General features: G+C 68.8%; 24 protein-coding genes. 21 read left to right on the forward strand and 3 right to left on the reverse strand.

All coding sequences use genetic code 11. The features are described from left to right. Nucleotides 1–42 precede the first annotated feature (42 nt). The 8 genes from OB895_RS12665 to OB895_RS12700 are packed head-to-tail and all read left to right on the forward strand — an operon-like array spanning nucleotide 43 to nucleotide 7,589. Nucleotides 43–1,041, forward strand: coding sequence for a metal ABC transporter solute-binding protein, Zn/Mn family (locus OB895_RS12665; protein WP_079113783.1), 999 nt, complete (start codon nucleotides 43–45; stop codon nucleotides 1,039–1,041). After that, nucleotides 1,038–1,892: a metal ABC transporter ATP-binding protein gene (locus tag OB895_RS12670; protein ID WP_042540515.1), complete on the forward strand. Its 855-nt coding sequence runs from the start codon at nucleotides 1,038–1,040 to the stop codon at nucleotides 1,890–1,892. Before OB895_RS12665 ends, OB895_RS12670 begins: the two co-directional genes overlap by 4 nt. After that, nucleotides 1,889–2,767: a metal ABC transporter permease gene (locus tag OB895_RS12675; RefSeq protein WP_200933697.1), complete on the forward strand. Its 879-nt coding sequence runs from the start codon at nucleotides 1,889–1,891 to the stop codon at nucleotides 2,765–2,767. Before OB895_RS12670 ends, OB895_RS12675 begins: the two co-directional genes overlap by 4 nt. Before the next feature lie 44 nt (nucleotides 2,768–2,811). Continuing rightward, nucleotides 2,812–3,228: a Fur family transcriptional regulator gene (locus tag OB895_RS12680; RefSeq protein WP_042540517.1), complete on the forward strand. Its 417-nt coding sequence runs from the start codon at nucleotides 2,812–2,814 to the stop codon at nucleotides 3,226–3,228. Between the two features lie 23 nt (nucleotides 3,229–3,251). Next, nucleotides 3,252–4,259: a permease gene (locus OB895_RS12685; RefSeq protein WP_042540554.1), complete on the forward strand. Its 1,008-nt coding sequence runs from the start codon at nucleotides 3,252–3,254 to the stop codon at nucleotides 4,257–4,259. Continuing rightward, a complete protein-coding gene (locus tag OB895_RS12690; protein ID WP_079113782.1) occupies nucleotides 4,252–5,043 on the forward strand; it encodes a TIGR03943 family putative permease subunit in 792 nt (263 codons plus the stop codon). The genes OB895_RS12685 and OB895_RS12690 overlap by 8 nt, the downstream gene beginning before the upstream one ends. Continuing rightward, nucleotides 5,033–6,889, forward strand: a complete 1,857-nt coding sequence (locus tag OB895_RS12695; protein ID WP_311877893.1) for an Ig-like domain-containing protein — start codon at nucleotides 5,033–5,035, stop codon at nucleotides 6,887–6,889. Before OB895_RS12690 ends, OB895_RS12695 begins: the two co-directional genes overlap by 11 nt. A 4-nt stretch (nucleotides 6,890–6,893) precedes the next feature. Beyond that, entirely contained in the window at nucleotides 6,894–7,589 is a 696-nt protein-coding gene (locus OB895_RS12700) for a DNA-3-methyladenine glycosylase (RefSeq protein ID WP_079113780.1), read from the forward strand. A gap of 9 nt (nucleotides 7,590–7,598) precedes the next feature. Here the strand turns inward: OB895_RS12700 and OB895_RS12705 are convergent, their stop codons facing one another. Further along, nucleotides 7,599–8,609 (reverse strand): LacI family DNA-binding transcriptional regulator, encoded by a 1,011-nt coding sequence (locus tag OB895_RS12705; protein WP_079113779.1) that lies wholly within the window; start codon nucleotides 8,607–8,609, stop codon nucleotides 7,599–7,601. 140 nt (nucleotides 8,610–8,749) lie between these two features. Here OB895_RS12705 and OB895_RS12710 point away from each other — a divergent pair, with 140 nt between their 5' ends. From OB895_RS12710 to OB895_RS12750, 9 genes are all read left to right on the forward strand, one after another. Continuing rightward, a complete protein-coding gene (locus OB895_RS12710; RefSeq protein WP_311877894.1) occupies nucleotides 8,750–10,759 on the forward strand; it encodes a beta-galactosidase in 2,010 nt (669 codons plus the stop codon). After that, on the forward strand, nucleotides 10,756–11,685 hold the full coding sequence (locus OB895_RS12715) for a carbohydrate ABC transporter permease (RefSeq protein ID WP_042540527.1): 930 nt from the start codon (nucleotides 10,756–10,758) through the stop codon (nucleotides 11,683–11,685). Before OB895_RS12710 ends, OB895_RS12715 begins: the two co-directional genes overlap by 4 nt. After that, nucleotides 11,682–12,587: a carbohydrate ABC transporter permease gene (locus OB895_RS12720; RefSeq protein ID WP_309692082.1), complete on the forward strand. Its 906-nt coding sequence runs from the start codon at nucleotides 11,682–11,684 to the stop codon at nucleotides 12,585–12,587. Before OB895_RS12715 ends, OB895_RS12720 begins: the two co-directional genes overlap by 4 nt. Before the next feature lie 94 nt (nucleotides 12,588–12,681). Further along, nucleotides 12,682–14,013 carry an ABC transporter substrate-binding protein gene (locus OB895_RS12725; RefSeq protein WP_311877895.1) on the forward strand — a complete coding sequence of 444 codons (1,332 nt, stop codon included), beginning with the start codon at nucleotides 12,682–12,684 and terminating at the stop codon, nucleotides 14,011–14,013. A gap of 72 nt (nucleotides 14,014–14,085) precedes the next feature. Then, nucleotides 14,086–16,206: an alpha-galactosidase gene (locus tag OB895_RS12730; protein ID WP_311877896.1), complete on the forward strand. Its 2,121-nt coding sequence runs from the start codon at nucleotides 14,086–14,088 to the stop codon at nucleotides 16,204–16,206. A gap of 162 nt (nucleotides 16,207–16,368) precedes the next feature. After that, nucleotides 16,369–16,605, forward strand: coding sequence for a 50S ribosomal protein L28 (rpmB, locus tag OB895_RS12735; protein ID WP_042540533.1), 237 nt, complete (start codon nucleotides 16,369–16,371; stop codon nucleotides 16,603–16,605). Then, entirely contained in the window at nucleotides 16,605–16,775 is a 171-nt protein-coding gene (gene rpmG / locus OB895_RS12740) for a 50S ribosomal protein L33 (RefSeq protein ID WP_017203558.1), read from the forward strand. Before rpmB ends, rpmG begins: the two co-directional genes overlap by 1 nt. A 3-nt stretch (nucleotides 16,776–16,778) precedes the next feature. After that, nucleotides 16,779–17,084 (forward strand): 30S ribosomal protein S14, encoded by a 306-nt coding sequence (rpsN, locus tag OB895_RS12745; protein ID WP_042540535.1) that lies wholly within the window; start codon nucleotides 16,779–16,781, stop codon nucleotides 17,082–17,084. A gap of 407 nt (nucleotides 17,085–17,491) precedes the next feature. Beyond that, nucleotides 17,492–18,334, forward strand: coding sequence for an endonuclease domain-containing protein (locus tag OB895_RS12750; RefSeq protein WP_311877897.1), 843 nt, complete (start codon nucleotides 17,492–17,494; stop codon nucleotides 18,332–18,334). A 179-nt stretch (nucleotides 18,335–18,513) separates the two neighbouring features. Here the strand turns inward: OB895_RS12750 and OB895_RS12755 are convergent, their stop codons facing one another. Then, a complete protein-coding gene (locus tag OB895_RS12755; RefSeq protein ID WP_079113776.1) occupies nucleotides 18,514–19,341 on the reverse strand; it encodes an alpha/beta hydrolase in 828 nt (275 codons plus the stop codon). A gap of 126 nt (nucleotides 19,342–19,467) precedes the next feature. On the opposite strand from OB895_RS12755, the gene OB895_RS12760 reads away from it, so the two are divergent. The 3 genes from OB895_RS12760 (at nucleotide 19,468) to OB895_RS12770 (ending at nucleotide 22,965) form a co-directional block, all read left to right on the forward strand. Then, the gene (locus OB895_RS12760; RefSeq protein ID WP_079113775.1) at nucleotides 19,468–20,088 is read left to right on the forward strand and encodes a TetR/AcrR family transcriptional regulator; all 621 of its coding nucleotides are present in this window, start codon (nucleotides 19,468–19,470) and stop codon (nucleotides 20,086–20,088) included. Between the two features lie 494 nt (nucleotides 20,089–20,582). Continuing rightward, nucleotides 20,583–20,870: an HU family DNA-binding protein gene (locus OB895_RS12765; protein WP_042541574.1), complete on the forward strand. Its 288-nt coding sequence runs from the start codon at nucleotides 20,583–20,585 to the stop codon at nucleotides 20,868–20,870. An 85-nt stretch (nucleotides 20,871–20,955) separates the two neighbouring features. Beyond that, complete coding sequence (locus OB895_RS12770) at nucleotides 20,956–22,965, forward strand: bifunctional copper resistance protein CopD/cytochrome c oxidase assembly protein (RefSeq protein WP_311877898.1); 2,010 nt, start codon at nucleotides 20,956–20,958, stop codon at nucleotides 22,963–22,965. 31 nt (nucleotides 22,966–22,996) lie between these two features. On the opposite strand, the gene OB895_RS12775 is transcribed toward OB895_RS12770, so the two are convergent. Further along, on the reverse strand, nucleotides 22,997–24,070 hold the full coding sequence (locus OB895_RS12775) for a hypothetical protein (protein WP_042541575.1): 1,074 nt from the start codon (nucleotides 24,068–24,070) through the stop codon (nucleotides 22,997–22,999). Nucleotides 24,071–24,229: 159 nt separating this feature from the next. Between OB895_RS12775 and OB895_RS12780 the strand changes: the two genes are divergently transcribed. Beyond that, nucleotides 24,230–25,621, forward strand: coding sequence for an ATP-dependent DNA helicase (locus OB895_RS12780; RefSeq protein ID WP_194285974.1), 1,392 nt, complete (start codon nucleotides 24,230–24,232; stop codon nucleotides 25,619–25,621). The last annotated feature ends 1 nt before the right edge of the window (nucleotide 25,622 follow it).

Raw genomic sequence — 25,622 nt, forward strand, 5'->3', positions numbered from 1 at the left:
GCCGATTTGATAATGGTTCTCATTAGCGTTTAGAGTGAGAGCATGAAGAAGCAGTTCGTCGCCCTCGCCCTCGCATCCGTCGCCGCGCTCTCGCTGGCCGGATGCTCCACCACTCCCGCAGCGGGAGAGGGTGCCGGCGACACCGTCACGGTCGCTGCGAGCACCAATGTCTACGGCTCGCTCGCCGCGCAGATCGGCGGCGACCGCGTCGACGTGACCTCGATCATCACCTCGGCCACGCAGGACCCGCACTCGTACGAGGCATCGGCCCGCGACCGGCTCACCGTGCAGAAGGCCGACCTCGTGATCGAGAACGGCGGCGGCTACGACGGCTTCATCGACACGCTGCTGCAGGATGCGCAGGACGTGCACGTGGTCAGCGCCGTCGAGTTCTCACACGACTTCCCCGGCAACGAAGGCCACTCCGACGAGGAGGGCACGAGCGAGGAAGACCACGACCACGACCACGATCACGCCGAAGGTGAAGAGGGCCACGAGGGTCACAACCACATCGAGGGCTTCAACGAGCACGTCTGGTTCGACCCGCACACGATGATCCACGTCGTCGAGGCCATCGCCGACGAGCTCGCCACCATCGATCCGGACGGCGAGGCGGAGTTCACCGCCAACGCCGAAGAGATCGTCGCCGACCTCGAGGGCTTCGAGGCCGACCTCGAGACGCTGAAGACGGATGCCGCCGGTGCGAACGTGATCATCACCGAGCCGCTGCCCGGCTACATCGCCACCGCCGCCGGACTCACCGACGTCACGCCCGAGGGGTTCGCCGAGGCCGTCGAGGAGGGCAGCGATGTCGCCCCTGCGACGCTGCTCGACACCCTCAACGTCGTCGACGGCGGCGATGTGGCGGCCGTGCTCACGAACGCGCAGACCGGTGGAGCCGAGACGCAGCGCGTCGAGGATGCCGCAACCGCGGCCGGCATCCCTGTCGTCGCCTTCACGGAGCTGCTGCCCGAAGGATCGTCGTACTCTGAGTGGATGAGTGACGCGATCCAGAGCCTCGCCGACGCGCTGCAGTCGTGAGCGCCGCCGCCGACGCGCGGGCAGGAGCCGAGAAGTCGAACCCGGTGCTCGAAGTGCGGGGAGCCGCGCTGCAGCGCGGTGATCGCGAGCTGTGGTCGGGACTGGACCTCACGGTCGAGCCCGGCGAGTTCATCGCCGTGCTCGGTCCGTCTGGTTCGGGCAAGACCACGCTGCTGCGCAGCATCCTGGGCCTGCAGCCGCTGTCGGCCGGCGAGATCACGGTCGCGGGCGAACCCGTGCGCAAAGGAAATCCGCGCATCGGATACATCCCGCAGCAGCGCTCACTCGCCCCCGACACGAGCATGCGGGCCCGCGACCTCGTCGCGCTCGGCGTGCAGGGCAGCCGCTTCGGATTCCCGATCCCGCACCGCGGCGACCGGGCCAAGGTCGATCAGCTGCTGACCTCGGTCGGAGCCGCGCACTATGCCGATCGCCGTGTCGGGCTGCTGTCGGGCGGTGAGCAGCAGCGGCTGCGCGTCGGCCAGGCGCTCGCCGACGAGCCGACCCTGCTGCTGTGCGACGAGCCGCTGTCGAACCTCGACCTCGCGAATCAGGTCGCCATCACCGACATCATCGACCGCCAGCGTCGCGATCGCCGCGCCGCCGTGCTGTTCGTGACCCACGACATCAACCCGATCCTCGGCCGCGTCGACCGCATCCTCTACATCGCGGGTGGCCGCTTCGTGCTCGGCACCCCCGAAGAGGTGCTGCAGACGCGGGTGCTCACCGAGCTCTACGGCACCCCGGTCTTCGTGCTGCGAGCGGGCGACCGACTGGTCGTCGTCGGAGTGCCCGATGCCGAGCCCCACCATGAGCACGCGCACGATCACGACCACGGAGGTGCCGCATGACCGTCATCACCGGCATCGTCCCCGCGGTCGACTGGAGCGACGTCTTCTCGTTCCAGGACTACGGCGAGCTCGTCGCTCTGCTCGCGAACTCGATCATCGCGGGAGCGGTGCTCGGCATCGTCGGAGGACTCATCGGCGTCTTCGTGATGCAGCGCGACCTCGCGTTCGCGGTGCACGGAGTGAGCGAGCTGTCGTTCGCCGGGGCCGCCGCGGCGCTGCTGTTCGGCGGCAGCGTGGTCGTCGGGTCGCTCGGCGGCGCCCTGGTCGCGGCGATCCTGATCGGCATCCTCGGCGCCAAGGCCCGCGACCGCAATTCGATCGTCGGAGTGCTGATGCCGTTCGGCCTCGGCCTCGGCATCCTGTTCCTGTCTCTCTACGACGGGCGCAGCGCCAACCGGTTCAGTCTGCTCACCGGGCAGATCGTCTCGGTCTCGAGCCCCGACCTCGGCTGGCTGCTCGGCATCAGCATCGTGGTGCTGCTCGGCCTGCTGCTCATGTGGAACCCGCTGCGCTTCGACTCGCTCGACCCCGAGTCCGCGGCCGCCCGCGGTGTGCCCACGCGGGCCGTCAGCCTGCTGTTCATGGTGCTGCTCGGCCTGATCGTCGCGGTCAGCGTGCACATCATCGGCGCGCTGCTCGTGATGGCGCTGCTCGTGACTCCCGCCGCCGCCGCCATGCGCGTCTCGGCCGGGCCCGTCGCCGTGCCGCTGCTCGCCGCACTGTTCGGCTTCGTGTCCGCCGTCGGCGGCATCCTGCTGGCGCTCGCGGGCACTCTGCCGGTCAGCCCGTACATCACGACCCTGTCGTTCACGATCTACGTCGTGTGCTGGATCATCCAGCGCGCCCGCGGCGGCGTGCGACGAGTGCGGGCCTGACGTTCCCAGGGCCCGGCAAGGGCGACGCGCCTAGAATCGTGGGTATGGCTCAGCGGAACACCTGGCAGCGCGATCGCGTGCGCGAAGCCCTCGCCGACGCGCGAGGGTTCGTCAGCGCGCAGAACCTGCATGCCTCGCTGCGCGACGACAACACCGGCATCGGCCTCGCCACGGTGTATCGCGCGCTGGCCGGGCTCGCCGCTGCGGGCGACGCCGACTCGCTGCAGAGCCCCGAGGGTGAGGCGCTCTACCGCGCCTGCACGACCCAGGGTCACCACCACCACCTGATCTGCCGCAACTGCGGACTCACGGTCGAGATCGAAGCGACCGACGTCGAGCAGTGGGCGCACCGCACCGCGGCTCTGCACGGCTTCACGGATGCCGCACACGTCGTCGACATCTTCGGACTGTGCGCCTCCTGCACCAACAAGCGCGACGCCGAAGAGGCAGCGAACGCGTGACCACCCAGGCCGCTCCACGGACGGTGCACGCGCACCGACCCTCCCGATCGCCGCGCTCGCCGTGGATCGGAGTGGGCCTCGGCGCCGCGATCGTCGCCGCGCTCTTCCTGGTCGACCGGTTCCTGCCGACGCTCTTCACCGCGAGCCTGCCGAGCAGGGCGCAGGACGGGCTGACGCTCGCGCTGAGCGTGCTCATCGAGGCTCTGCCGTTCGTGATCCTCGGCGTGCTGCTGTCGATCGTCGTGCAGGTGTGGCTGCCGGCCGATGTGATCCACCGCTGGCTGCCGAAGCGCGCATGGGCGCGTCGTGCCGTGCTGTCGCTGCTCGGCATGCTGATCCCGGTGTGCGAGTGCGGCAACGTGCCGTTCGCGCGCGGACTGATGATGCGGGGTCTCGCCCCCGCCGAGGCGCTCACCTTCCTGATCGCCGCCCCGATCGTCAACCCGATCGTCATCCTCACCACGCATGCGGCCTTCGGCTTCGACGACGGCATCCTGGTGGCGCGTCTCATCGGCGGCTACCTGATCGCCAACCTGATCGGCTGGATCTACAGCCGGCACCCCTCGCCCGACTCCCTGCTCACGCAGCGCTTCATCGACACCTGCGACCGCGTCACGCACGAGCACGGCACCCCTGTTCGCCGCAGCCTCACGCAGTTCCTCGTCGAGCTGCGCGCGGTCATGCCGGCCCTCGTGATCGGCTCGGCGCTCGCCGGGGCCGTGCAGGTGCTGATCCCGCGCGAGGTGCTGCTGGCCATCGGCTCGAACCCGGTGCTGTCGATCCTCGCGATGATGGCGCTCGCGATGACCGTCGCGATCTGCTCGAACGTCGACGCGTTCTTCGCACTCTCGTTCGCCTCGACCTTCTCGTCGGGCGCTCTCGTCGCGTTCCTGCTCGTCGGCCCCCTCGTCGACGTCAAGATGCTCGCGCTCATGCGCACGACATTCACCACCCGCACGCTCGCCGGCATCGTCGGCGTGGTGGTGTTCGCCGCCTTCGCGATCGGGATCGGGGTGAACGTCCTTGTCTGATCACACACCCACCTCTGACGCGCCTTCGCGCGCCCGGGCACTCGGCACCCGCTGGCTGGGCATCGGCCTCGCCACGGTCATCTCGGTCGTCACTCTCGGACTCGGCCTGACCGGACGACTGAACCTCTACATCAGCCCCGAATCGGTGTGGTTCGCGTGCGCCGCGGCCGTCGTGACGCTCGCGGGCGCGATCTGGTCGTGCACGCTGCCGCTCGGCGAAGAGGGCGACCACGGTCACGACCACGGCGACAGCCACGAGGCGGATGCGGCGCCGACGCCGCGCCGTTCCCTCGCCCTGGCCGGCACGGTGACCGGAGGTGTCGTGGCCAGTGGTGTCGTGATCGCCGCGCTCGTGCTGCCTCCCGCATCGCTGTCGGTCGAACTCGCGATGTCGAGGGTCGGAGAGCAGACCGCCCTGTTCGCCGGGGCCGACGACGTGACCCTCGGCGTGGCCGACACCGCCACCTTCGGGGTCGGCGACTGGGCGAGCGTGTTCGCCACGGCGACCAACACCGCGGCCTACGACGGAAAGACGGTCACACTGACCGGGTTCGTCACCCCGACGGATGCCGACGGCGTCAACCTCACCCGCCTGGTCATCACGCACTGCGTGATCGACGCGCAGCCGGCGACCCTGCCCGTGACGATCGACGCCGGAGAGTTCGACACCGGCCAGTGGGTCGAGGTCGAAGGCACGGTCAAGGCGGATGCCGACGGCTCGCTGCACGTCGAACCGACGACCGTCACCGCGATCGACGAGCCTTCGGATCCGTATGAGTACTGACGACGAGCGCCGCGACGAGCCGGCGGTGCCGCGCACCCGGGCCGAGCTGCGTGCCGCGCGCGAGGCCGAGGCGGCAGCTGCCTCCCGTGCGTCGAACGGCGAGGGCGGAGCCGAGCCCTCTCCCCGTTCGTCGAGCGAGGACGGCCGAGCCGAGCCCTCTCCCCGTTCGTTGAGCGAGGACGGCGGAGCCGACCGAGACGAAACGCCTCTCGCGACAGGGCCGCGTGCCGTCTCACCCGTGGCCCGCTCGACGGGCGATGAGCGGCCGATGCGCTCGACCTTCGTCCCGCCGGATGCCGAGTCGACGACCACGCTCGCGGCGCACACCTCGACCGACTATGCGCCCCCCGCGCCGGAGAAGCCCAAGGCGGAAAAGAAGCCGAAGCCCGCGAAGGCGCCCAAGCCCGCGAAGCAGCCGAAGCAGCCGAAGCCCGAGAAGGCCGCGAAGGCGCCCGCGCCTGAGAAGTCCGCCACCTCGAGCGACCGCCGATTCCTGCTGGCGCTCGGCGCCGTGATGGGCATCCTCGTGCTGGTGGGTGCCGGACTCGGCGTCGTCAGCCTCACGCAGGGCCCGCGCATCACCGAGGTGCAGGTGAATCCGACCGAGGCGATCGAGGCCTCCGGCAGCCGTGTCATCCTCACTGCGAACCAGTCGCTGGCGGCGATCGACGAGTCTCAGGTCACGGTCGAACCCGCGGTGCCGTTCACCCTCGACGCCGCAGGTCGTGGCATCGGCATCCGCTTCACCGTGCCGCTCGATGACGACACCGAGTACACCGTGAAGGTCGCCGATGCCGTGGGCGCCGGAGGCGGCCCCAGCGCGACGCTCTCGACGAGCTTCTCGACTCCGGCGTCGAACATCTTCCTGCTGCGTCGAGATGCCGATGGCGACGACCAGATCTTCCGCACCGACCTGACGGGCGAGAAGGCGCAGCCCGTCTTCGCCGCCGACAGGATCAACGACTTCCGCGCGACCTCCTCGCAGCTCGTCGTCTCGGTCGAGGAGGATGAAGGCTCGAAGCTGCTCGTGATGGACCGTGACGGCCAGAACCCGCGCGAAATCGAGCTGCCCGGCGTCGGATACGTGGGCGCGATCCAGGTCTCTGACCGCGGGGGCCTGGTCGGCTACAGCTACTCCGACAAGGAGCTCAGCGACACCGAGGGGCGCGCCAGCGTGCTCGTCACGCAGTCGCTGAGCGGCGACGACGAACCGGTGGTGACCGAGGTCGGCGACAAGGAGGCGAACATCTTCGTCTGGCAGTTCGTGCCCGACAGCGCCGCCGTGCTCTTCATCGACTTCGACGGTGCGCTCTCGCTGGTCGATCGCACGACCGACGCGGGGGTCCAGTCCCTCGGACTCGCGACGACCATTCAGGGCATCTCGCGAGGAACCTACACGGCGATCGTCGAGCGACTCGACGGTTCGGTGGTCGAGCTGAACCTCACCGACGGCTCGGAGGTGCCGCTCGAGGCGTCGACTCCCGACTACGGCTCCGCGATCACGATCACGCCCTTCCCCGGCGGCACGCTGCGCCACGTCGTCTCGCGCGATGAGAACGGGCTGCCCATCGGGCAGGCGGTCATCCGGGTCGACGAGGAGGGAGCCGCGACGCCTCTCGTCGAGGTGGACTCGACCGACTCGATCCTGCAGGCCTGCGCCTCACCCAGCGGCCAGTACGCCGCGGTCGTGATCGCGCCCGATCTGGCAGACAACCCCTACGACCAGATGCTGCTGCCGCTGCCCGAGAACCTCGAGACGCACCTGCTCGACCTGCGCACGGGCGACGAGATCGTGGCGCTCACCGGCTTCGACGCGTCGTGGTGCCAGACGGCGCCGCAGTTCTGACCGCATGCCGACGGATGCCCTGCACCGAGCGACCCGCATCGAGCTGAGCGGGTTGCCGGTCGAGGTCGCACCACTTCTGCTCGGCGCCGAGCTGCGCACGGTCGTCGCGGGCTCCGAGGTGCGACTCCGGCTCACCGAGGTCGAGGCGTATCACGGCCAGGGCACCGGGCCGGAGGCCGATCCGGGCTCCCACGCCCGCATGGGCCGCACCGCACGCAACGCGACGATGTGGGGCGAGCCGGGCCATCTGTACGTCTACCTGAGCCACGGCATCCACTCGTGCGTGAACGTCGTCTCGGGGCTCGAGGGCCAAGCCGGCGGAATCCTGCTGCGCGCGGGCGAGGTCGTGCACGGAGCGGATGCCGCGGCCGTGCGCCGCCGCGCGACGACCCCGCTGACGGCGACGGCGCTGCGTGACCTCGCGAAGGGGCCGGGCCGATTCGGCCAGGCGGTGGGGCTGCGGCATCCGATCCACGACGGGATCGACGCGATCACCGGCGAGGAGTTCGAGGGTGCTCGCGCCGAGCTGTGGCTGCGCGACGAACCGATCACCGACGTGGCGACCGGCCCGCGAGTGGGCGTGGCCGGCGTGGCCGGCACCGCGGCGTTCCCCTGGCGCTTCTGGATCGCGGGCGACCCGACGGTCTCGACGTTCCGGTGGGGGAGAGGCGCTCAGGCCGAGTCTCTCGGCCCCGCCTGAGGCCAGCGCTCAGGCCGAGTCTCTCCAGACGACGGGCGTCGGCAGCATGATGCCCTCCCGCGGGCGCTGATCGTCGCGCAGCTGCGCGAGGACGGATGCCGCGGCCGCGGCCCCCAGCCCTTCGGCGGGCTGATCGACGGTCGAGAGCAGCGGGGTGGTGCGCGTCGCCCAGCTGCTGTTGTCGAATCCCACGACGCCCACGTCGTCTGGCACCCGGCGTCCGGCTTCGCGAAGCGCCCACATCGCACCGGCGGCGACGGCATCCGACGCGGCGAAGACCCCGTCGATGTCCGGAGCCCGCTCGAGCAGTCGCGTCATCGCCGCGGCACCGTCGGCGTAGGAGTACAGCGGCACCTCTTCGACGAGGTTGGGGTCGAAGTCGTCGCCGAGCGCGTCGGTGAAGCCCGCGAGGCGGTCGGTGCCCGAATCCCGGTCGAGGGCGGCCGCGATCATGCCGACCCGTGTGCGCCCCGTCGCCAGGAGGCGTGAGGTGACGGCCTGCGCGGCGCCGCGGTTGTCGACGCCGACCCACGCCGCGTCGACATCGGGTGGGTGGCCGACATAGGTCACGGGCAGGTCGAGTCGCATGACGGCCTTGGTGATCGGGTCCTGTGCGCGCGCCGAGACGATGACGGCTCCGTCGACGAATCCGCCGTTGAGGTAGCGGGCGACGCGCTCGGTGTCGCGCACCGAGTCCACGACGAGGCACACCATCTGGTAATCGGCCTCGGAGAGGGTCTCGTTCGTGCCGAGCATGATCGCGCCGATGTTGGGGTCTTCGAGGAACAGCGCATGCGGCTCGTGCACGATGAACGCGATGGCCTGCGTGCGCTGACGCACGAGGTTCTGCGCGGCGGTGTTGGGCACGTACCCGACCTCGCGGATCGCGTCTTCGATCGCGGTCCGGGCGGAATCCGAGACGTAGCCGCCGTTGATCACCCGGCTGACGGTTCCTCTCGAGACCCCGGCCACGCGCGCCACGTCGTGCACGGTGCTGCGACGACGGGCGGAAGTGCTCATGATCGACAGCCTAGCGACCCGGACTTGACGGGATTCACCGCGACATGCGACGATGTGTGCACGTTCACAGAAATTCCGATCGCTGTTCTCATGCCGCGAGCTGTGCACGTGCACACATGAACCGCAAAGGAGCGTCACCGATGGCCGCCGCTGTGTCCGACCGCATCGCCACCCTCTCCGCAGGGCGCGGCCTCGTCTTCGGATGCGACTACAACCCCGAGCAGTGGGATCGCAGCGTCTGGCCCGACGACGTGCGGCTCATGCGGCAGGCCGGCATCGGACTCGTGGCGATCAACATCTTCGGCTGGTCGTCGATCAACCCCGCTCCGGGGGCCTGGGATTTCAGCGCACTCGACGAGATCATCGAGCTGCTGCACGCGGCGGAGATCCGCATCAATCTCGGCACCGGCACCGCGTCTCCTGCTCCCTGGCTCACCGCCCGCCACCCCGAGATCCTCCCGGTCGGCGAAGACGGCACGGTCTTCCACCAGGGCGGTCGTCAGGGCTACTGCCCGAGTTCCCCGCTCTTCCGGGACTACGCCGCCGAGGTCGTCACCCGCGTCGTCGAGCGCTACGGGAACCACCCCGCCGTGTCGCTCTGGCATGTGTCGAACGAACTGGGCTGCCATAACGCGCTCTGCTACTGCGACACGAGCGCCGAGGCGTTCCGCGGCTGGCTGCGCGACCGCTACGACGACATCGACGCGCTCAACCGCGCCTGGGGCACGACGTTCTGGAGCCAGCGCTACTCCGACTTCGACGACGTGCGCGTGCCGGCGCAGGCCCTGTCGCTGCGCAACCCCGGCCAGATCCTCGACTTCCAGCGGTTCAGCTCCGACGAGCAGCTCGCGCTCTACCGCGCCGAGGCCGAGATCCTGCGCGAGCACAGCGAGGTGCCGGTCACGACCAACTTCATGGTCACCGCGCACATCCGCAACCTCGACTACTGGACGTGGGCGGGCGAGATGGATCTGATCGCCAACGACCACTATCTCGACCGCCGCCTCGACGATGCACGCGGAGAACTCTCGTTCGCCGCCGACCTCACCCGAGGCCTCGCGCAGGGCGCGCCGTGGCTGCTGATGGAGACCTCGACCGGCGCCGTGAACTGGCAGCCCTACAACCTCGCCAAGGCCCCGGGTGAGCTGCAGCGCAACATCGCCGCGCACGTGGCACGCGGCGCCGACGGCATCTGCTTCTTCCAGTGGCGGGCCTCGACGCAGGGCGCCGAGAAGTACCACACGGCCCTCGTGCCCCACGCGGGCGAGGACTCCGACCAGTGGCGCGAGGTCGTCGAGCTCGGCGGTCTGCTCGACCGCCTCGGCGACGTCGCCGGCACACGAGTCGCCGCCGATGCGGCCCTGTTCTTCTCCTGGGAGAGCTGGTGGGCGACCGAGAACGAGGGCCGCCCGAGCGAGGGGCTCACATACCTCGGGCAGGTGCACGCCGCGCACGCGGCACTGGCGGATGCCGGTGTCACCACCGATGTCGTCCGTCCGGGCGCAGACCTCGACGGGTACCGCCTGCTGGTCGTGCCCGCGCTGCACCTCATCAGCGACGCGGATGCCGAGGCGATCGCCCGCGCGGTCGAGAACGGCGCCACGGCTCTCATCACGTTCTTCAGCGGCATCGTCGACGAGGAGGATCGGGTGCGCACCGGCGGCTACCCCGGCGCGTTCCGCGAGCTGCTCGGCATCCGCTCGGAGGAGTTCGCACCGCTCCGTCCCGACGAGTCCGTGACCCTCAGCGACGGCACGACGGGAACGATCTGGAGCGAACGGCTCAAGACGACGGGTGCCGAGGTCGTCGCGTCGTTCGTCGACGGCCCCGCCGCCGGCGGCCCTGCGATCACACGCCGCGCGGCAGGCGAGGGCGAGGCCTGGTTCCTCGGAACCCAGCCCGCTCGCGACGACTACCGCCGACTGATCGCGCGGCTCGCGGCATCCGCCGGCATCGCCCCGACGCCGGGCGCCGGACCCGACGTCGAGATCGTGCGCCGCACCGGCGACGCCGGGTCGTTCCTGTTCGTCATCAACCACGGATCGACGGATGTCGAGATCGCGACCTCGGGCCACGACCTCGTCACCGACGCCGCCGCCACCGGGCTCGTGCCGGCGGGGGCCGTCCGCATCATCAAGGAGGATGTATGACCACCACGCTCACCGCTCCGGCGGTCGCCTCAGCGCCCCGGGCGCCGGGCCGCCGCCGACGGATTCCGCACAAGGGCGCGATCGCGTTCCTCATCGTGCCCTTCGGCGTGCTGTTCGCGCTGTTCTACGTCGTGCCGATCGCCTACGCCTTCTGGCAGTCGCTGCTCGTCGTCGAGCGCGACGGCACCTTCGGCAAGGCCGAGCAGGTGTTCGGCGGCTTCGCCCAGTACGTGCTCGTCTTCCAGAACGAGGCGTTCTGGAGCTCGATGGGGCGGATGCTGACGTTCGGCGTCGTGCAGGTGCCGGTCATGCTCGGCCTCGCCCTGCTGTTCGCGCTGCTGCTCGACTCGCCGCTCGTGCGGGGCAAGCGCTTCTTCCGTCTCGCGTTCTTCGTGCCCTACGCGGTGCCCGGCGTCATCGCCGCGATCATGTGGGGCTCGCTGTTCTCGCCCAACCTGTCGCCGTTCACCGCGATCACCAAGAACATCGACTTCCTCGGTGCCGACCTGGTGCTGTGGTCGATCGCGAACGTCGTCACCTGGGTCTACGTCGGCTACAACATGCTGATCATCTACTCGGCGCTGCTCTCGATCCCGCAGGAGCTCTATGAGGCGGCCATCCTCGACGGCGCAGGCCAGTGGCGCATCGCCTGGTCGATCAAGATCCCGCTGGTGCGCCCGGCGATCGTCATGACCGCGATCTTCTCGATCATCGGCACGCTGCAGCTGCTCGCCGAGCCCCAGGTCTTCCGCTCGTTCAGCTCGGCGGTGACCAGCACCTTCACCCCGAACATGACCGTGTACGCCACGGCATCCATCCCGAACACCAACCTGGCGGCCGCCTTCTCGGTCGTGCTCGCCGTGACGACGTTCGTGCTGTCGTTCGGGTTCATGAAGTACATGCAGCGCAAGGAGCAGAACGCATGAGCACCATGTCGATCGTCGCCCCTGGCCGGGGCACCCGCGGCAAGACCCCGCGCGGAAAGGCCGCTCGCGAGTCCGGCATCTCGCGCACCGGCGCCATGCTGATCATGGCCGTGTTCACGGTCTACTTCCTGCTGCCGCTGTGGTGGCTGCTCGTCGCGTCGAGCAAAGAGACCGGCGACATCCTGACCACCGCCCCGCTGTGGTTCGCCGACTTCCACCTGTTCGACAACATCGCGGAGCTGTTCGCCTACCGCGACGGCGTCTACCTGCGGTGGCTGATGAACTCGGTGCTCTACGCGGCACTCGGCGGCGCCATCGCGACCCTGCTCGCCGCCATGGCCGGCTACGCCCTGGCGAAGTACCGGTTCCCGGGCCGCGACCTGATGTTCGACATCGTGCTCGGCGGGGTGCTCGTGCCCGCCACCGCGCTCGCGCTGCCCCTGTTCCTGATCTTCAGCCAGGCGCAGCTGACCAACACGTTCTGGTCGGTCTTCCTGCCGTCGATCGTGAGTCCGTTCGGGGTCTACCTGGCACGGATCTTCGCGGCCTCGTCGGTGCCGGATGAGCTGCTCGAAGCGAGTCGACTCGACGGCGCGGGGGAGATCCGCACGTTCTTCACCGTCAGCATCCGGCTGATGACCCCGGCACTGGTGACGATGTTCCTGTTCCAGTTCGTGGCCATCTGGAACAACTTCTTCCTGCCGATGATCATGCTGCGATCCGAAGACCTCTTCCCGGTGGTCTTCGGTCTCTACAACTGGAACAACCAGCTGAATCAGCTGCCAGAACTCCGTGGTCTCGTGCTGATCGGCGCTCTGCTGTCGGTCATCCCGCTGATCGTCACCTTCCTCCTGCTCCAGCGCTTCTGGCGCAACGGACTGGGCGCCGGCGCCCTGAAGTGAGCAGGCAGCCGCCCGGACCGACCGGGCGGCGCACCACCCGCACCACCCGCACCACACACCCGCACCACCCCATCGCATCCACGAAAGGATCGAAATGCAGCATTCGAAGATGAAGGCAGCCGCTGTCATCGCCATCTCGGCGTTCGCGCTCGCCGGTTGCTCGGCATCCGGCGGAGACAGCTCAGGCACCGGCGGCGACGCCGCCTCGTGCATCCCGGCCGACGGCGACGTCACGCTCGAGTTCACCTCCTGGATCCCCGGCATCGAAGACGTCGTGAAGATCTGGAACGACGCCAACCCCGAGATCCAGGTCGACGTGCAGACCGGCCCCAACGGCAACGGCGGCACGTACCAGAACTTCTTCAACCAGATCAAGGCGGGCGACGCTCCTGACCTCGGGCAGATCGAGTACGACGCCCTGCCGAACTTCCTCGTGCAGGACGGTCTCGAAGACCTCAGCGCCTGCGAAGACGTCGTCGCCTCCGAAGACCAGTTCGTCGACTGGGCCTGGGGTCAGGTGACTCTCGGCACCGAGGGCGTCTACGGCGTGCCGCAGGACACCGGCCCCATGGGGCTGTTCTACCGCGCCGACCTGTTCGAGCAGAACGGCATCGAGATCCCCACCACGTGGGACGAGTATCGCGAGGCCGCGGTCAAGATCCGCGAACTGGGCGGCTACATCACCAACTTCTCGCAGTCCGACATCAACCAGTTCGCCGGCTTCGCCTGGCAGGACGGCGCGCAGTGGTTCTCGAGCGACGACGAGGGCTGGACGGTCTCGCTCGCAGACGACGCCACCACCACGGTCGCCGACTACTGGCAGAGCATGCTCGACGACGACCTGGTCGCGACGGTTCCCGCGTGGACCGACGAGTGGAACAACGCCTACAACTCCGGTCAGGTCTGGACCTGGAACTCCGCCGTCTGGGGCGCCAACTCGATCTCGAGCGGCGCACCCGACACCGCGGGCAACTGGGCCGTCGCACCGCTCCCGCAGTGGGAGGAGGGCGGATCATCCGCCGGCAACTGGGGTGGATCCTCGACCGCCGTGCTCAAGGGCAGCGAGCACCTCTACGAGGCGACGAAGTTCGCGCTGTGGCTGAACACGTCCGATGAGGCGCTGACCGCGCTCGCCGAAGCGGCCAACCTCTACCCGGCCACCACCGCAGGACTCGACCTTCCGGTCTACGCCGAGGGCGTCGAGTTCTACGGCGGCCAGAAGATCTATGACGTCTTCGCCGACGCCGCCACCCAGGTCTCGCCCGACTTCGCGTGGGGCCCGACCATGACCCAGACCTACTCGGACGTGTCCGACGGGTTCAAGGCCGCGGTCTCGGGCAGCGGAACGCTGCTCGACGCGATCGAGAAGGGTCAGACGGCGACCGTCGACGCGCTCAAGGCCGCGTCGATCCCCGTCAAGGAGTAAGACCCTCCGGAGGCCCGCCCGTATGCTCACGGGCGGGCCTCCTGTTTCGTCTGCGACCCGTCTGGAGCGGCAATGAGCGCACTCGTCCACCTGACCTCCGGCGGCGTCAGCGTCGTGATCGACACGACCACTGCGCGCCTGCTGCACTGGGGCGCGGCGCTCGATCCCGCCGACCTCGAGGCGCTCGCCGGGTCATCGACCGGCTCGGTGACGTTCAGCTCGTTCGACGCCCCCCGGGTCTTCCCGCTGCTCGCCGTCGAGGCCGACGGGTGGTCGGGCGCACCGGCACTCGCGTGGCATCGCGGCGGTCTGCACAGCGCGCCGCTGCTGCGGTGTGTCGGGTGGGAGTCGACGGCGACGTCGGTGCGGGCAGAGTTCTCGGATGCCGGGGCCGGGGTCACGGTCGTGCTCGACCTCGCGTTGGATGCCGGGGGCGTGCTGACCGGCCAGGTGTCGGTCACGAGCACCGCCGACGGCGTCGAACCGCTGGATCTGCTCGCGGCCCGCATCCTGCTCCCGATTCCCGCCCATGCGACCGAGGTGCTCGACCACACGGGTCGCTGGACCGGCGAGCGGCACCCGCAGCGGGGCGAGCTGCGGCACGGGGCGCATCTGCGACAGGTGCGTCGAGGCCGCGGCGGACACGATGCTCCCTACCTGACCGCGGTCGGCACCGACGGGTTCGACTTCCGACGCGGCGAGCTGTGGACCGCGCACGTCGCATGGAGTGGCGACCTCGAAGTCGGCGTCGAGAGGCTGCCCGAGGGCGCAGGTGTGCACGGGGCTGTGCTCGGCGGAGGTGAGCTGCTGCTGCCGGGCGAGATCCGGCTGGGGGCGGGGGAGACCTACGTGTCGCCGCAGGTGTTCCTCACCTATGGCGAGAGCGGACTCGACTCGGTGTCTGCCCGACTGCACCAGGCGGTGCGTTCGTTCGCCGCGCACCCGACCACGCCGCGCCCCCTCGTGCTGAACACATGGGAGGCCGTGTACTTCGACCACGACCCGGCGAAGATCGTCGAGCTCGCAGAGGCCGCGGCATCGGTCGGGGTGGAGCGGTTCGTGCTCGATGACGGCTGGTTCCGCGGGCGCCCCGACGACCGCTCGGGGCTCGGCGACTGGTTCATCGACGACGCGAAATGGCCCGACGGACTGCGCCCCCTCGCCGATCACGTGCACGGGCTCGGGATGCAGTTCGGCCTCTGGTTCGAGCCGGAGATGGTGAATCCGGTGTCGGACCTCGCCGAACGGCATCCGGACTGGGTGCTTCAGGCGTCGCCCGACTCCTCGACCTGGCGGCACCAGAAGGTGCTCGACCTCTCGAACCCCGATGCCGCCGCCTACCTCTTCGAGCGCATCGACGCTCTGGTCGCCGAGGTCGGCATCGACTTCATCAAGTGGGATCACAACCGCGACCTGCACGCCGCGGTGTCGCCGCGCACCGGCCGCGCGTCGGTGCACGCGCAGACCACCGCGTTCTACGCCCTGCTCGATGCGCTGCGCGAACGGCATCCGTCGGTGGAGATCGAGTCGTGCGCGAGCGGTGGCGCCCGCGTCGACCTCGGCGTGCTGCAGCGCACGCAGCGCGTGTGGGCGTCGGACTCGAACGACCCGATCGAACGGCAGCGCATCCAGCGCTGGACCGGCACGCTCGTGCCGCCCGAGCTCGTCGGCTCGCACGTGGGCCCGCCGATCGCCGAGACGACGCACCGCGCGGCATCCCTGCCGTTCCGAATGACGACCGCGCTGTTCGGGCACGCCGGCATCGAGTGGGACATCACCCGGTGCACGTCGGAGGAGCGCGAGATGCTGTCGCGGTGGACCGCCCTCTATCGCGAGCTGCGGCCGCTGCTGCACTCGGGCGTCACGGTGCGCAGCGACGAGGTCGACGACGAGACGCTGCTGCACGGCGTCGTCGCCGGTGACGGCTCGCGGGGCGTGTTCGCGTGGGTGCGTCTGGGCGCCTCGGTCGACGGGTTCACGCCGCGCACTCGGATCCCGGGGCTTCAGGCGGGGGAGCGATACCGGCTGCGGGTGCGCGAGGAGCTCGGATCGGTGTCGCGCCATCAGATCTCGGACCCCGCGTGGCTGGGGGCCGGCATCGAGGCGTCGGGTTCGCTGCTCGGATCGGTGGGGGTGCCGCTGCCGCTGCTCGCTCCGGGGGCGGCGCTGCTGCTCGAGGCCGTGCGAGTGTGACGGAACGGACCGTGCTAAACTGACTCTTTGTCTGCGCACACTCCTGTGCGTAGTTCGCGTGCTTCCCCTTCTTCTGCCGAGAGATCGGCGCTGCGGGGTGGCGCGCAGACAAGGGATCTTGGGTGAGGCCGTCCGGCCTCACGGTATAGAAGGAGTCACATCATGGCAGCAGTGTGCCAGGTGACAGGAGCTGTTCCCGGCTTCGGTCACAACGTCTCGCACTCGCACCGCCGGACGAAGCGCCGCTTCGACCCGAACGTGCAGAAGAAGACCTATTTCGTCGCGTCGCTCGGTCGTAAGATCACGCTCAACGTGTCCGCCAAGGGCATCAAGGTGATCGATGTCCGCGGCATCGAGAACGTGGTCAAGGACCTCCAGGCGAAGGGTGTGAAGCTCTAATGGCCAAGAAGGCTCAGGACGTACGTCCGATCATCAAGCTGCGTTCGACGGCAGGTACGGGCTACACGTACGTGACCAAGAAGAACCGCCGCAACACCCCCGACCGCCTCGTGCTCAAGAAGTACGACCCGGTCATCCGTCAGCACGTCGAATTCCGAGAGGAGCGTTGATCAATGGCTAAGAAGAGCAAGATCGCTCGCAACGAGCAGCGCAAGGTCATCGTCGAGCGTTACGCAGAGCGTCGCGCCGAGCTGAAGAAGACCCTCGTCGACCCGAACGCCACCGACGAGGCCCGCGAGGCCGCACGCGTCGGCCTGCAGAAGCTGCCGCGCAACGCGTCGCCGGCTCGCGTGCGTTCGCGCGACGTCATCGACGGCCGCCCCCGCGGTGTCCTCACGAAGTTCGGCGTCTCGCGCGTCCGCTTCCGTGACATGGCACACCGTGGCGAGCTGCCCGGTGTCACCAAGTCGAGCTGGTAAGTCTCAGCAGACAAGCCTGAAGGGGCGAGGATCTTCGGATCCTCGCCCCTTTCGCGTGCCTGGGGGCTTCGCCCCGGCATCCGCTCTTTCGCCCCGGCATCGCCTCACTCGGTTCGGTCTCCTCTGCGCTTCGGGAGGAGATCTGCGCTTCGGGAGGAGCTATCTCGACAATTCCTCCTCCCGAAGCGCAGTCCTCCTCCCGACGGATGTTCACGTGTGGGGGCGTGGGGGGTGAGTGGGCCGTGTGCGCACGTGTGGGCCGTGGACTGCCGCGAGGTGCCGTCGAATGGTCGGGCTTTACGACGCACGGGGCAGGGGTCGAGGGCGGCGTGACCTCTTCTGCACGGATGGGGATCTGAGGCGGCGGGGCACGAATCGTGGATGCCGTGTCGATCGCGGATGCGAGCGTGAGTGATCCTCGACGGGTGAACCCCAGACAGGCGCTGACGCAGCGCGACGGCGTGGCCCGCACCGAGACCCTGAGACGGCTCGGGGTCAGCAGGCACGTGCTCCGATCGTCGGTCCAGAGAGGTGACGTCATCGCTGTTCGCCGAGGGTGGGTCGCGCTGCCGGATGCCGACCCGATGCTTCTCGCGGCTGCCCGCCGCGGAGTGTTCCTGACTTGCGTCACGCTCGCGTCGCGGAAAGGGGTGTGGGTGCTCGGCGACTCACAGCCGCACGTCGCTGCGCCGGCGCGATCGGGCCATGTGAAGGTGTCCCGCGGCACGGTGCATTGGAACGAACCGGTGTTCCCGCGGGATCCGGACTCGCGCGAGGACTCCCTCGAGAACGCGCTGATCCTGATCGCGGGGTGCCAGCCGTATGAGAGCGCGCTCGCAACCTGGGAGTCGGCCATGCGTCAGAATCTCATCGCCCCCGGCATCCTCGAGCGGGCTCCGCTTCCGCCCACTGCTCGACGTCTGCTCGCGGACGCGCGGCAGTTCGCCGATTCCGGTACCGAGAGCATCTTCCAGGTGCGGCTGAGATGGCTGGGGATCCCCGTCGTGCCGCAGGTCTGGATACTCGGCCATCGGGTCGACTTCGTCATCGGTGAGCGACTGGTCATTCAGATCGACGGCGGCCATCATGTCGGTGAACAGCGGACGAGCGACATCGCCCACGACGCTCTTCTGAAGCTGCACGGCTATCACGTCATCCGCATCGGCTACGACCATCTGACGAGCCGATGGGCGCAGGTGCAACAGGTGATCTTGACCGCGATCGGGCAGCGACTGCACGTCGCGGAGTGAATGATCCGCATCCCTGTCGCTGCTGCATCCCTCGGGAGGAAGACTGCGCTTCGGGAGGAGAGAATCCGCAGATCTCTCCTCCCGAAGCGCAGTTCTCCTCCCGGGGCGCTGCCCGAGGTGGGGCGAGAGCGCCGCGGCCGGCCCCGTCGCGAAGGGCCCACCCCTGCACGAGCCCGACATCAGGCGGCGGATGCTGTCGCGTGCGCCACCGCCCAGGTCAGTGCGTAGTCGGCGATCTCTTCCCAGCCGTCCTGGCTGACGAGGCGGTGGGTGCGGCCGGCGTACTCCTTGTACTCGACGACCGCGGGGCTGCCGCTCGACCGGTACTTCTTGACGATCGCGCGGCCGATGGCGGGCGGCACGACGTGGTCGATCTCGCCGGTGATGACGAGCAGCGGAGCGCGGTCGGCACGAGCGTAGTCGACGTGCGTGACGCCCCGCTTCTCGTTGAGCACCGAAGTCACGCCCTCGAAGAAGACCCGGTTGTAGGAGTTCACGGCATACTCCTCCCAGAGCGCGTCGGATGCCGCGCGCGACAGGTCGTTGCCGAATGTGAAGTGGAAGTGGCGCTTGGAGAGCGGCTTGGCGCCGTTGCGGCCGAACGGGTTCGAGAGGATCGGCGTTCCTGTCCAGAGGGTCGAGAGGGGAAGTGCGGTGACGCCGGCGGTCTGTCCGGGGGCGACGCCGACGTAGGCGGCACCGAGGCCGCGGTCTGCCAGCATCTGCGTGATCACGCCGCCGAACGAGTGGCCCATGATGATCGGCTTCACCGGGAGCGCTCTGATGATGCGCTCGTAGTTGTCGGCGATCTGCTTCAGGCCGATGCCCTTGAGCGCGGACGGATCGCGGCGGATGTCCTCGACGGAGCGGTCGTCGATGCCGGGCCAGCCCGGAATGATCACCTCGTGACCCTGTGCGCGGAAGCGCTCGGCCCAGGTGTTCCAGCTCTTCGGCGTCATCCAGAGTCCGTGGATCAGGACGATCGGGGTCTTCTCGGTGCTGTTCATGGTCTCTTCTCCTGTTTCTGCTCCCGCCCGGTGCGGATGCGTTACGCTGATAGTAGACCGAACGTTCTATCTACTGCAACCTATTCCCGAAAGTCGCTTTCGGATGACACGATGAGAGGGATCACCATGAAGACCACGACTCCCACCCCGGCTCCGGCGAAGACTCCGACGCCGACCCCGAAGCGTCCGAGCGCCGCGCGCACCCGATTGATCGACAGCGCCACCAGGCTCTTCTACGAAGAGGGGATCCATGCCGTGGGGGTCGACCGCATCATCGACGAGGCCGCGGTCACCAGGGCGACGCTCTACAACCAGTTCGGTGGCAAGGAGAACCTGGTCCTCGCGTACCTGCGCAACGAAGACGAGATGCTTCGGGGGCTGTTCGCCCAGGCAGGGGCGGAGGTCACGGATCCGGCTCAGCTGGTCGACGCGGTGATCGAGGGCATCGCCGCCGACATCCGCCTCAGGCACACGCGCGGCTGCCCGTTCATCAACGCGGCCGCGGAGTATCCGGATGCCGACGGCGCCGTGCGACGACTGATCGACGAGCACCGCGAATGGTTCCGCTCCACCCTGCAGGCCGTCGCCGAGCAGGCCGGCCTCGAGAGCCCCGCCGATGTCGCAGCATCCCTCGTCCTGCTGCGCGATGCAGCGCTCGTCGGCGGCTACCTCGACGGAGACGAGCGCGTCACCCCGGCATTCGCGCGCACCGCCCGCTCGGTCGTCGAGTCCCACCGCCCGCGCTAATGCGCGCATCTCTCGGGACTGCACCTCGGGACTGAGCATCCGTCAGGAGTGCGCCTCGGGACTGTGCGTATCCCTCGGGACTGCGCCTCGAGACTGTGCGCATCCCTCGGGACTGCGCCTCGGGAGGAACGCTGCGCTTCGGGAGGAGAGGCTCAGCAGATCTCTCCTCCCGAAGCGCAGTCCTCCTCCCGAAGCGCAGCGCGAAGTCGACGGTACGGACTCCTCCCGGAGCGCAGTGCGGAGTCGACGAGGCCGGCCCGTCGCAGCCCGCTGCGGGCCGCGGAACGGCGGTGTTCGGCTGCCGAACAGGGCACCACAGGGGTCACTTTCGTCACTTCTGCACCACGACACGCCGCCGAAAACCCCAAAACCCGCGAAATGACGCGGAAATGTGGGTGGTGGTTGGTACATTCAAGGCGGTCACTCGACCAACGGAGGGCAGTCGCCCTTCGAACACCAACGATGCGACGGGAACCTCGTCGCTGGAGGATGACATGGCTGACAAGTCCATCACCAAGACCGAGCTCGTCGCGAGCATCGCTTCTGCCACCGGCCAGAGCCAGGCCACCGTCTCGGGTGTCCTCGACGCGCTGTTCTCCTCGGTCTCCGACGCTGTTGCCAAGGGCAGCAAGGTCTCGATCCCGGGCTGGATCTCGTTCGAGCAGGTCGCAACCGCAGCTCGCACGGGCCGCAACCCGCAGACCGGTGCCGAGATCAAGATCCCGGCCGGCCACCGCGTCAAGGTGACCGCTGGTTCCAAGCTCAAGGCTGCCGTCAAGTAAGACTGCACCTCTTCGAAGGCCGCTCCCGATCCGTCGGGGGCGGCCTTCGTGCTCCCACCCCGAATCCGCGGCTTAGGCTTGAGGGGTGAGTGCCCGCGCCGTGCAGACCCCGAGCCGCTCCGCGTATCGCGCGGCCGGAGTCGGAATCCTGCTCGCGACCGGATTGATCGGCGTGCTCATCGCCCTCGTGATCGGCGGGGGCGCGGCGCCGCTGCTGCTGCAGGATCCGGGTCCGTTCGTGCGCTGGGCCACCCCCATCGTCAAGCTCGTCATGAACATCGCGGCTGCGGCGATGCTGGGATCCCTCGTGCTGGCGCTGTTCGCGCTGCGCAGCGAGGAGAAGTCGTTCGACACCGCCCTCAACACGGCATCAGCGGGCGCGGCCGTCTTCACGGTCACCGCGGGCATCAGCGGATTCTTCACGTTCATGGCGGCCTTCAACCCGCAGCTGAGCGCCGAGCGCGAGTTCGGCGAGCAGCTCGGGCGCTTCCTGCTGCAGCTGCCGCTCGGTCAGTCGTGGCTGATCACCACGATCATGGGCTCGGTGATCACCGTGCTCGCCTTCGCGTGGCGCACGTGGACGCCCACCCTGATCACGGCGATCCTCGCCGCCGCCTCCTTCCTCCCGCTGGCGACCCAGGGTCACTCGGGTGAGCTCGCGGGCCACAACATCGCCGTGAACTCGATCCTGCTGCACACGATCGGCGCGGCGGTGTGGCTCGGCGGTCTGCTGCTGGTCGTGATCCTGCGCGACCGCTCCGGCGTGGGAACCGCGCGGCTGGTCGGCCGCTACTCGAGTCTCGCGATCGCCGCCTTCGCCGTCGTCGCGATCTCGGGCCTGGCGCGTTCCATCGTCTCCTTCGGCGACATCTCACAGCTCTGGACGCCCTACGGCACGATCCTCCTCGCGAAGGTCGTGCTCCTGGTCGGCATGGGCCTGCTCGGTGCCTGGTACCGCATCCGCCTGATCCCTCGTCTCGAGGGCGCTGGAGCAGCGCGCTGGTTCTGGATGCTGGTGCTGTGCGAGGTCGCGCTGATGGGTCTCGCCTCGGGTGCGGCCGCCGCGCTCGCGCGCACTCCTCCGCCCACCGGCGAGGAAGCCGCGTTCGTGCAGACGCCTGCGGAGAACCTCACCCGTTCGCCCCTGCCCCCCGAGTTCACGATCGACCGGTGGTTCACGGCGTGGGACATCGACGTGCTCTGGCTGGTGGCCGCCGGCTTCGGCCTCTTCTTCTATCTCGCAGGGGTGCGCCGTCTGCGCCTGCGGGGCGACCGCTGGCCGATCCATCGCACCGTGTTCTGGGTGCTGGGCATGCTGATGCTGCTGTGGGTCACGGGTGGCCCGATCAACGCCTATCAGGAGTATCTCTTCAGCGTGCACATGCTGGGGCACATGATGCTGTCGATGGCGATCCCGCTGCTGCTGGTCTCGGGGGCGCCGGTCACCCTGGCCCTCCGTGCGATCCACAAGCGCGACGACGGCACCCGCGGCGGCCGCGAATGGATCATGTGGGCGGTGCACTCGCCGTTCTCGAAGGTCGTCACCCACCCGTTCGTCGCGGCGGGCATCTTCATCCTGTCGCTGTGGGCCTTCTACTTCACCGACCTCGTGCGCTGGTCGATGTTCGAGCACCTCGGCCACGAGTGGATGGTCGCGCACTTCCTCATCTCCGGATATCTCTTCGTGCTGAGCCTGGTCGGCGCCGACCCCGTGCCGTACCGTCTGCCCTACCCGGGGCGCCTCATCACCCTGATCGCGATCATGGCCATGCACGCCTTCTTCGGCGTCGCGATCATGATGCAGGAGGGGCTGATGGTCGCCGACTGGTTCGGGTCGATGGGGCGCACCTGGGGCCCGTCGCCGCTCGAAGACCAGTACATCGGCGGCGGCATCGCATGGTCGATCGGTGAGATCCCGACCCTGATCCTCGCGATCACGGTGGCGATCCAGTGGAGCCGCAGCGACACGAAGCTGCAGAAGCGTCGCGACCGTCATGCCGACCGCACGGGCGAGGCCGAGCTCGAGGAGTACAACGAGAGGCTCGCGGCCCTCGCCGAGCGCGACCTGCGTCAGGCCGAGCGCGAAGCACGCTGACCCTGCGCCCGCACTGCCGCGGGCGGGCGGATCAGCCCGTCGGCTCCTCGCCGGGAGATCCGACGCGGATCGACACCTTGCCGTCCGGCAGGATCGTGATCGACCCGTTGACCTGGAACGGCACGTCTTCCGAGACCTCCTGAACCGAGCCGTCGAAGAGTGACCTGATCTCGACGTCGACGTGTGCGACCGCATCGGTCGGAGGGATCTTCCAGTGCCCGCCGTCAGGCACGACGCTGACCTGGGGCTGAGCCGTGATCGACCACTTCGGCAGTGACGCGAGGCGGTTGTACACCTCGAGGCCGAACGGGCAGGCGGTCGGCTGCAGCACCTCTTGAGCGGTGCACCCCGTGAGGAACTCCTCGACACGCTGCTGCACCACCGCGACGAATTCGGGGGTGGGTTCGGTCTGCACGTCGATGGGGGTGGTGGCGAGCGGGGTGTCTGCGAGGACGCCGACACCGTCGGAGTCGGCGATCGCCGTGTCGACGGTGACCGAGTACAGCCCCGGCGTGAAGACCAGCAGCGGCAGGGGATCGAGCGGAGCGGCCTGCGCGCCCGCAGCCGACACCTGGCGGCGGTCCATCTCGAAGCCGTTGACGGCGAACTGATCGGCGCCGCGCAGCGTGAGCTCGACCACGGCGAGAGGGCTCGTCGTGAAGCGCCAGTTCGGGGTGACGCCCGCCCAGCCGTCCTGCTCGACCGTGAAGGTGGTCGTGCCGGCGTGTCCGCTCGCCGAGAAGGAGACGGTCACCTCGGTCTTGCCTGCGTCGTCCTGCTTCTCCGACAGCACCTCCACGTCGGTGAGCGGGGCGAGGGCCGAGTGCCGCAGCAGAGCCTCTGACGCCGTGGCTCCGATGCCGGCGACCTCGAGCGTCTCGCGATCGATCGCGACGCCCGGCACGCGGAGGGCATCTGCCGCGCGGCCTTCGGAGAGCAGATCGAGATACCGCACGACGAACGCCGACGGGCCGTAGAACTGCTGGTAGAGAGTGGCCCCGCCTGCGCCGAGAGCGGCGACGAGCACCAGGCCGACCACTGCAAGCAGCGCGAGATCGGCAGCGAGGCGGGAGCGCCGGGGCGCCTTCGTCTCGACCTGCTGCATGGCGTCAGTCTAGGAGCGCGGCCTGGGACGGAGCCGAGCGTGGGTCGCTGTGCGTCGGCGGTGATCGCTGTGTCCGTCGGATGCCGGGCGGCGGCGCCACGTAGCATGGGGAGGCACGATCTCAACGTGCACTCCCGCCTCCAGCCGTGTGAGAGAACCGTGTCGCTTCCCGCCCTGTCCGAAGAGCAGCAAGAGCTGTTCCGGCTGATCGAGGACACCAGCGAGCATGTCTTCATCACCGGCCGAGCGGGCACAGGCAAGTCGACCCTGCTGCAGTACTTCTCGTGGAACACCAAGAAGCAGATCGCGATCTGCGCTCCCACCGGTGTCGCCGCACTGAACGTCGAGGGTCAGACGATCCACTCGCTGTTCCGGCTGCCGATCGGTCTGATCGGCGACTCGGACATCGATCAGAACGACAACACACGACGCATCCTCAACGCGATCGAGACGCTCGTGATCGACGAGATCTCGATGGTCAACGCTGACCTCATGGACGCGATCGACCGCTCCCTCCGGCAGGCGCGGGGCAAGCGCGGCATCCCGTTCGGCGGCGTGCAGATCGTGATGTTCGGCGATCCGTATCAGCTGGCTCCCGTGCCCCCGCGGGGCGACGAGCTGCGGTACGTGAAGGACCACTACCGCTCGTTCTGGTTCTTCGACGCCAAGGTGTGGGCCGGCGCTGCCGGCGGGGAGGATCCGGAGGAAGAGGGACTCTTCGCCGTGGACACCCGCGCCGAGCTGCATGTGCGCGAGCTCGTGCAGATCCACCGGCAGTCGGATGACGGTTTCAAGGCCATGCTGAACGCGGTGCGGTACGGCCGGGTCACCGCCGAGATCGCCGGGGTGCTGAACGCGCAGGGCGCACGCACACCCCCCGACCCGGAACCGGGCGAGGTGCCGATGATCACGCTCGCCACGCGCAACGACATCGTGAACACGATCAACAGCCGGCATCTCGCGGCGCTTCCCGGCAAGGAGCAGACGGCGAAGGCCGAGGTGAGCGGCGAGTTCGGCAGGGGGGAGGCGTCGCTGCCCGCCGAGTCGGAGCTCAAGCTGAAGATCGGCGCGCAGGTGATGTTCCTCCGCAACGACACCTCTATGTCGGGGGAGCCGCCGCGGTGGGTGAACGGCACGATCGGCACGGTCGTCCGGATCCTCGGCGAGACCGTGCGCGTCGAGATCGACGGAGACGAGGTCGACGTCGAGCCGGCCGTGTGGGAACGCTTCCGCTATTCGTACGAACCGAGCACGAAGAAGCTCTCCCGAGACGTCGTCGCGGAGTTCACCCAGTTCCCGCTGCGTCTGGCCTGGGCGGTCACGATCCACAAGTCGCAGGGCAAGACCTACGACCGCGCCATCATCGACCTCGGGTCCGGTGCCTTCGCACCGGGGCAGACCTACGTGGCGCTGTCGCGACTCACGTCGCTCGACGGGCTCTACCTGTCGAGGGCGCTGCGCCCGAGCGACATCCGGGTCGACGAGGACGTGCGCCGCTTCATGCGCGACGCATGGCTCGCGGCATCCACCCCCGAGGTCGGCAGGGGCTGAG

Source organism: Microbacterium forte (assembly GCF_031885415.1).
Taxonomy (GTDB): domain Bacteria; phylum Actinomycetota; class Actinomycetes; order Actinomycetales; family Microbacteriaceae; genus Microbacterium; species Microbacterium forte.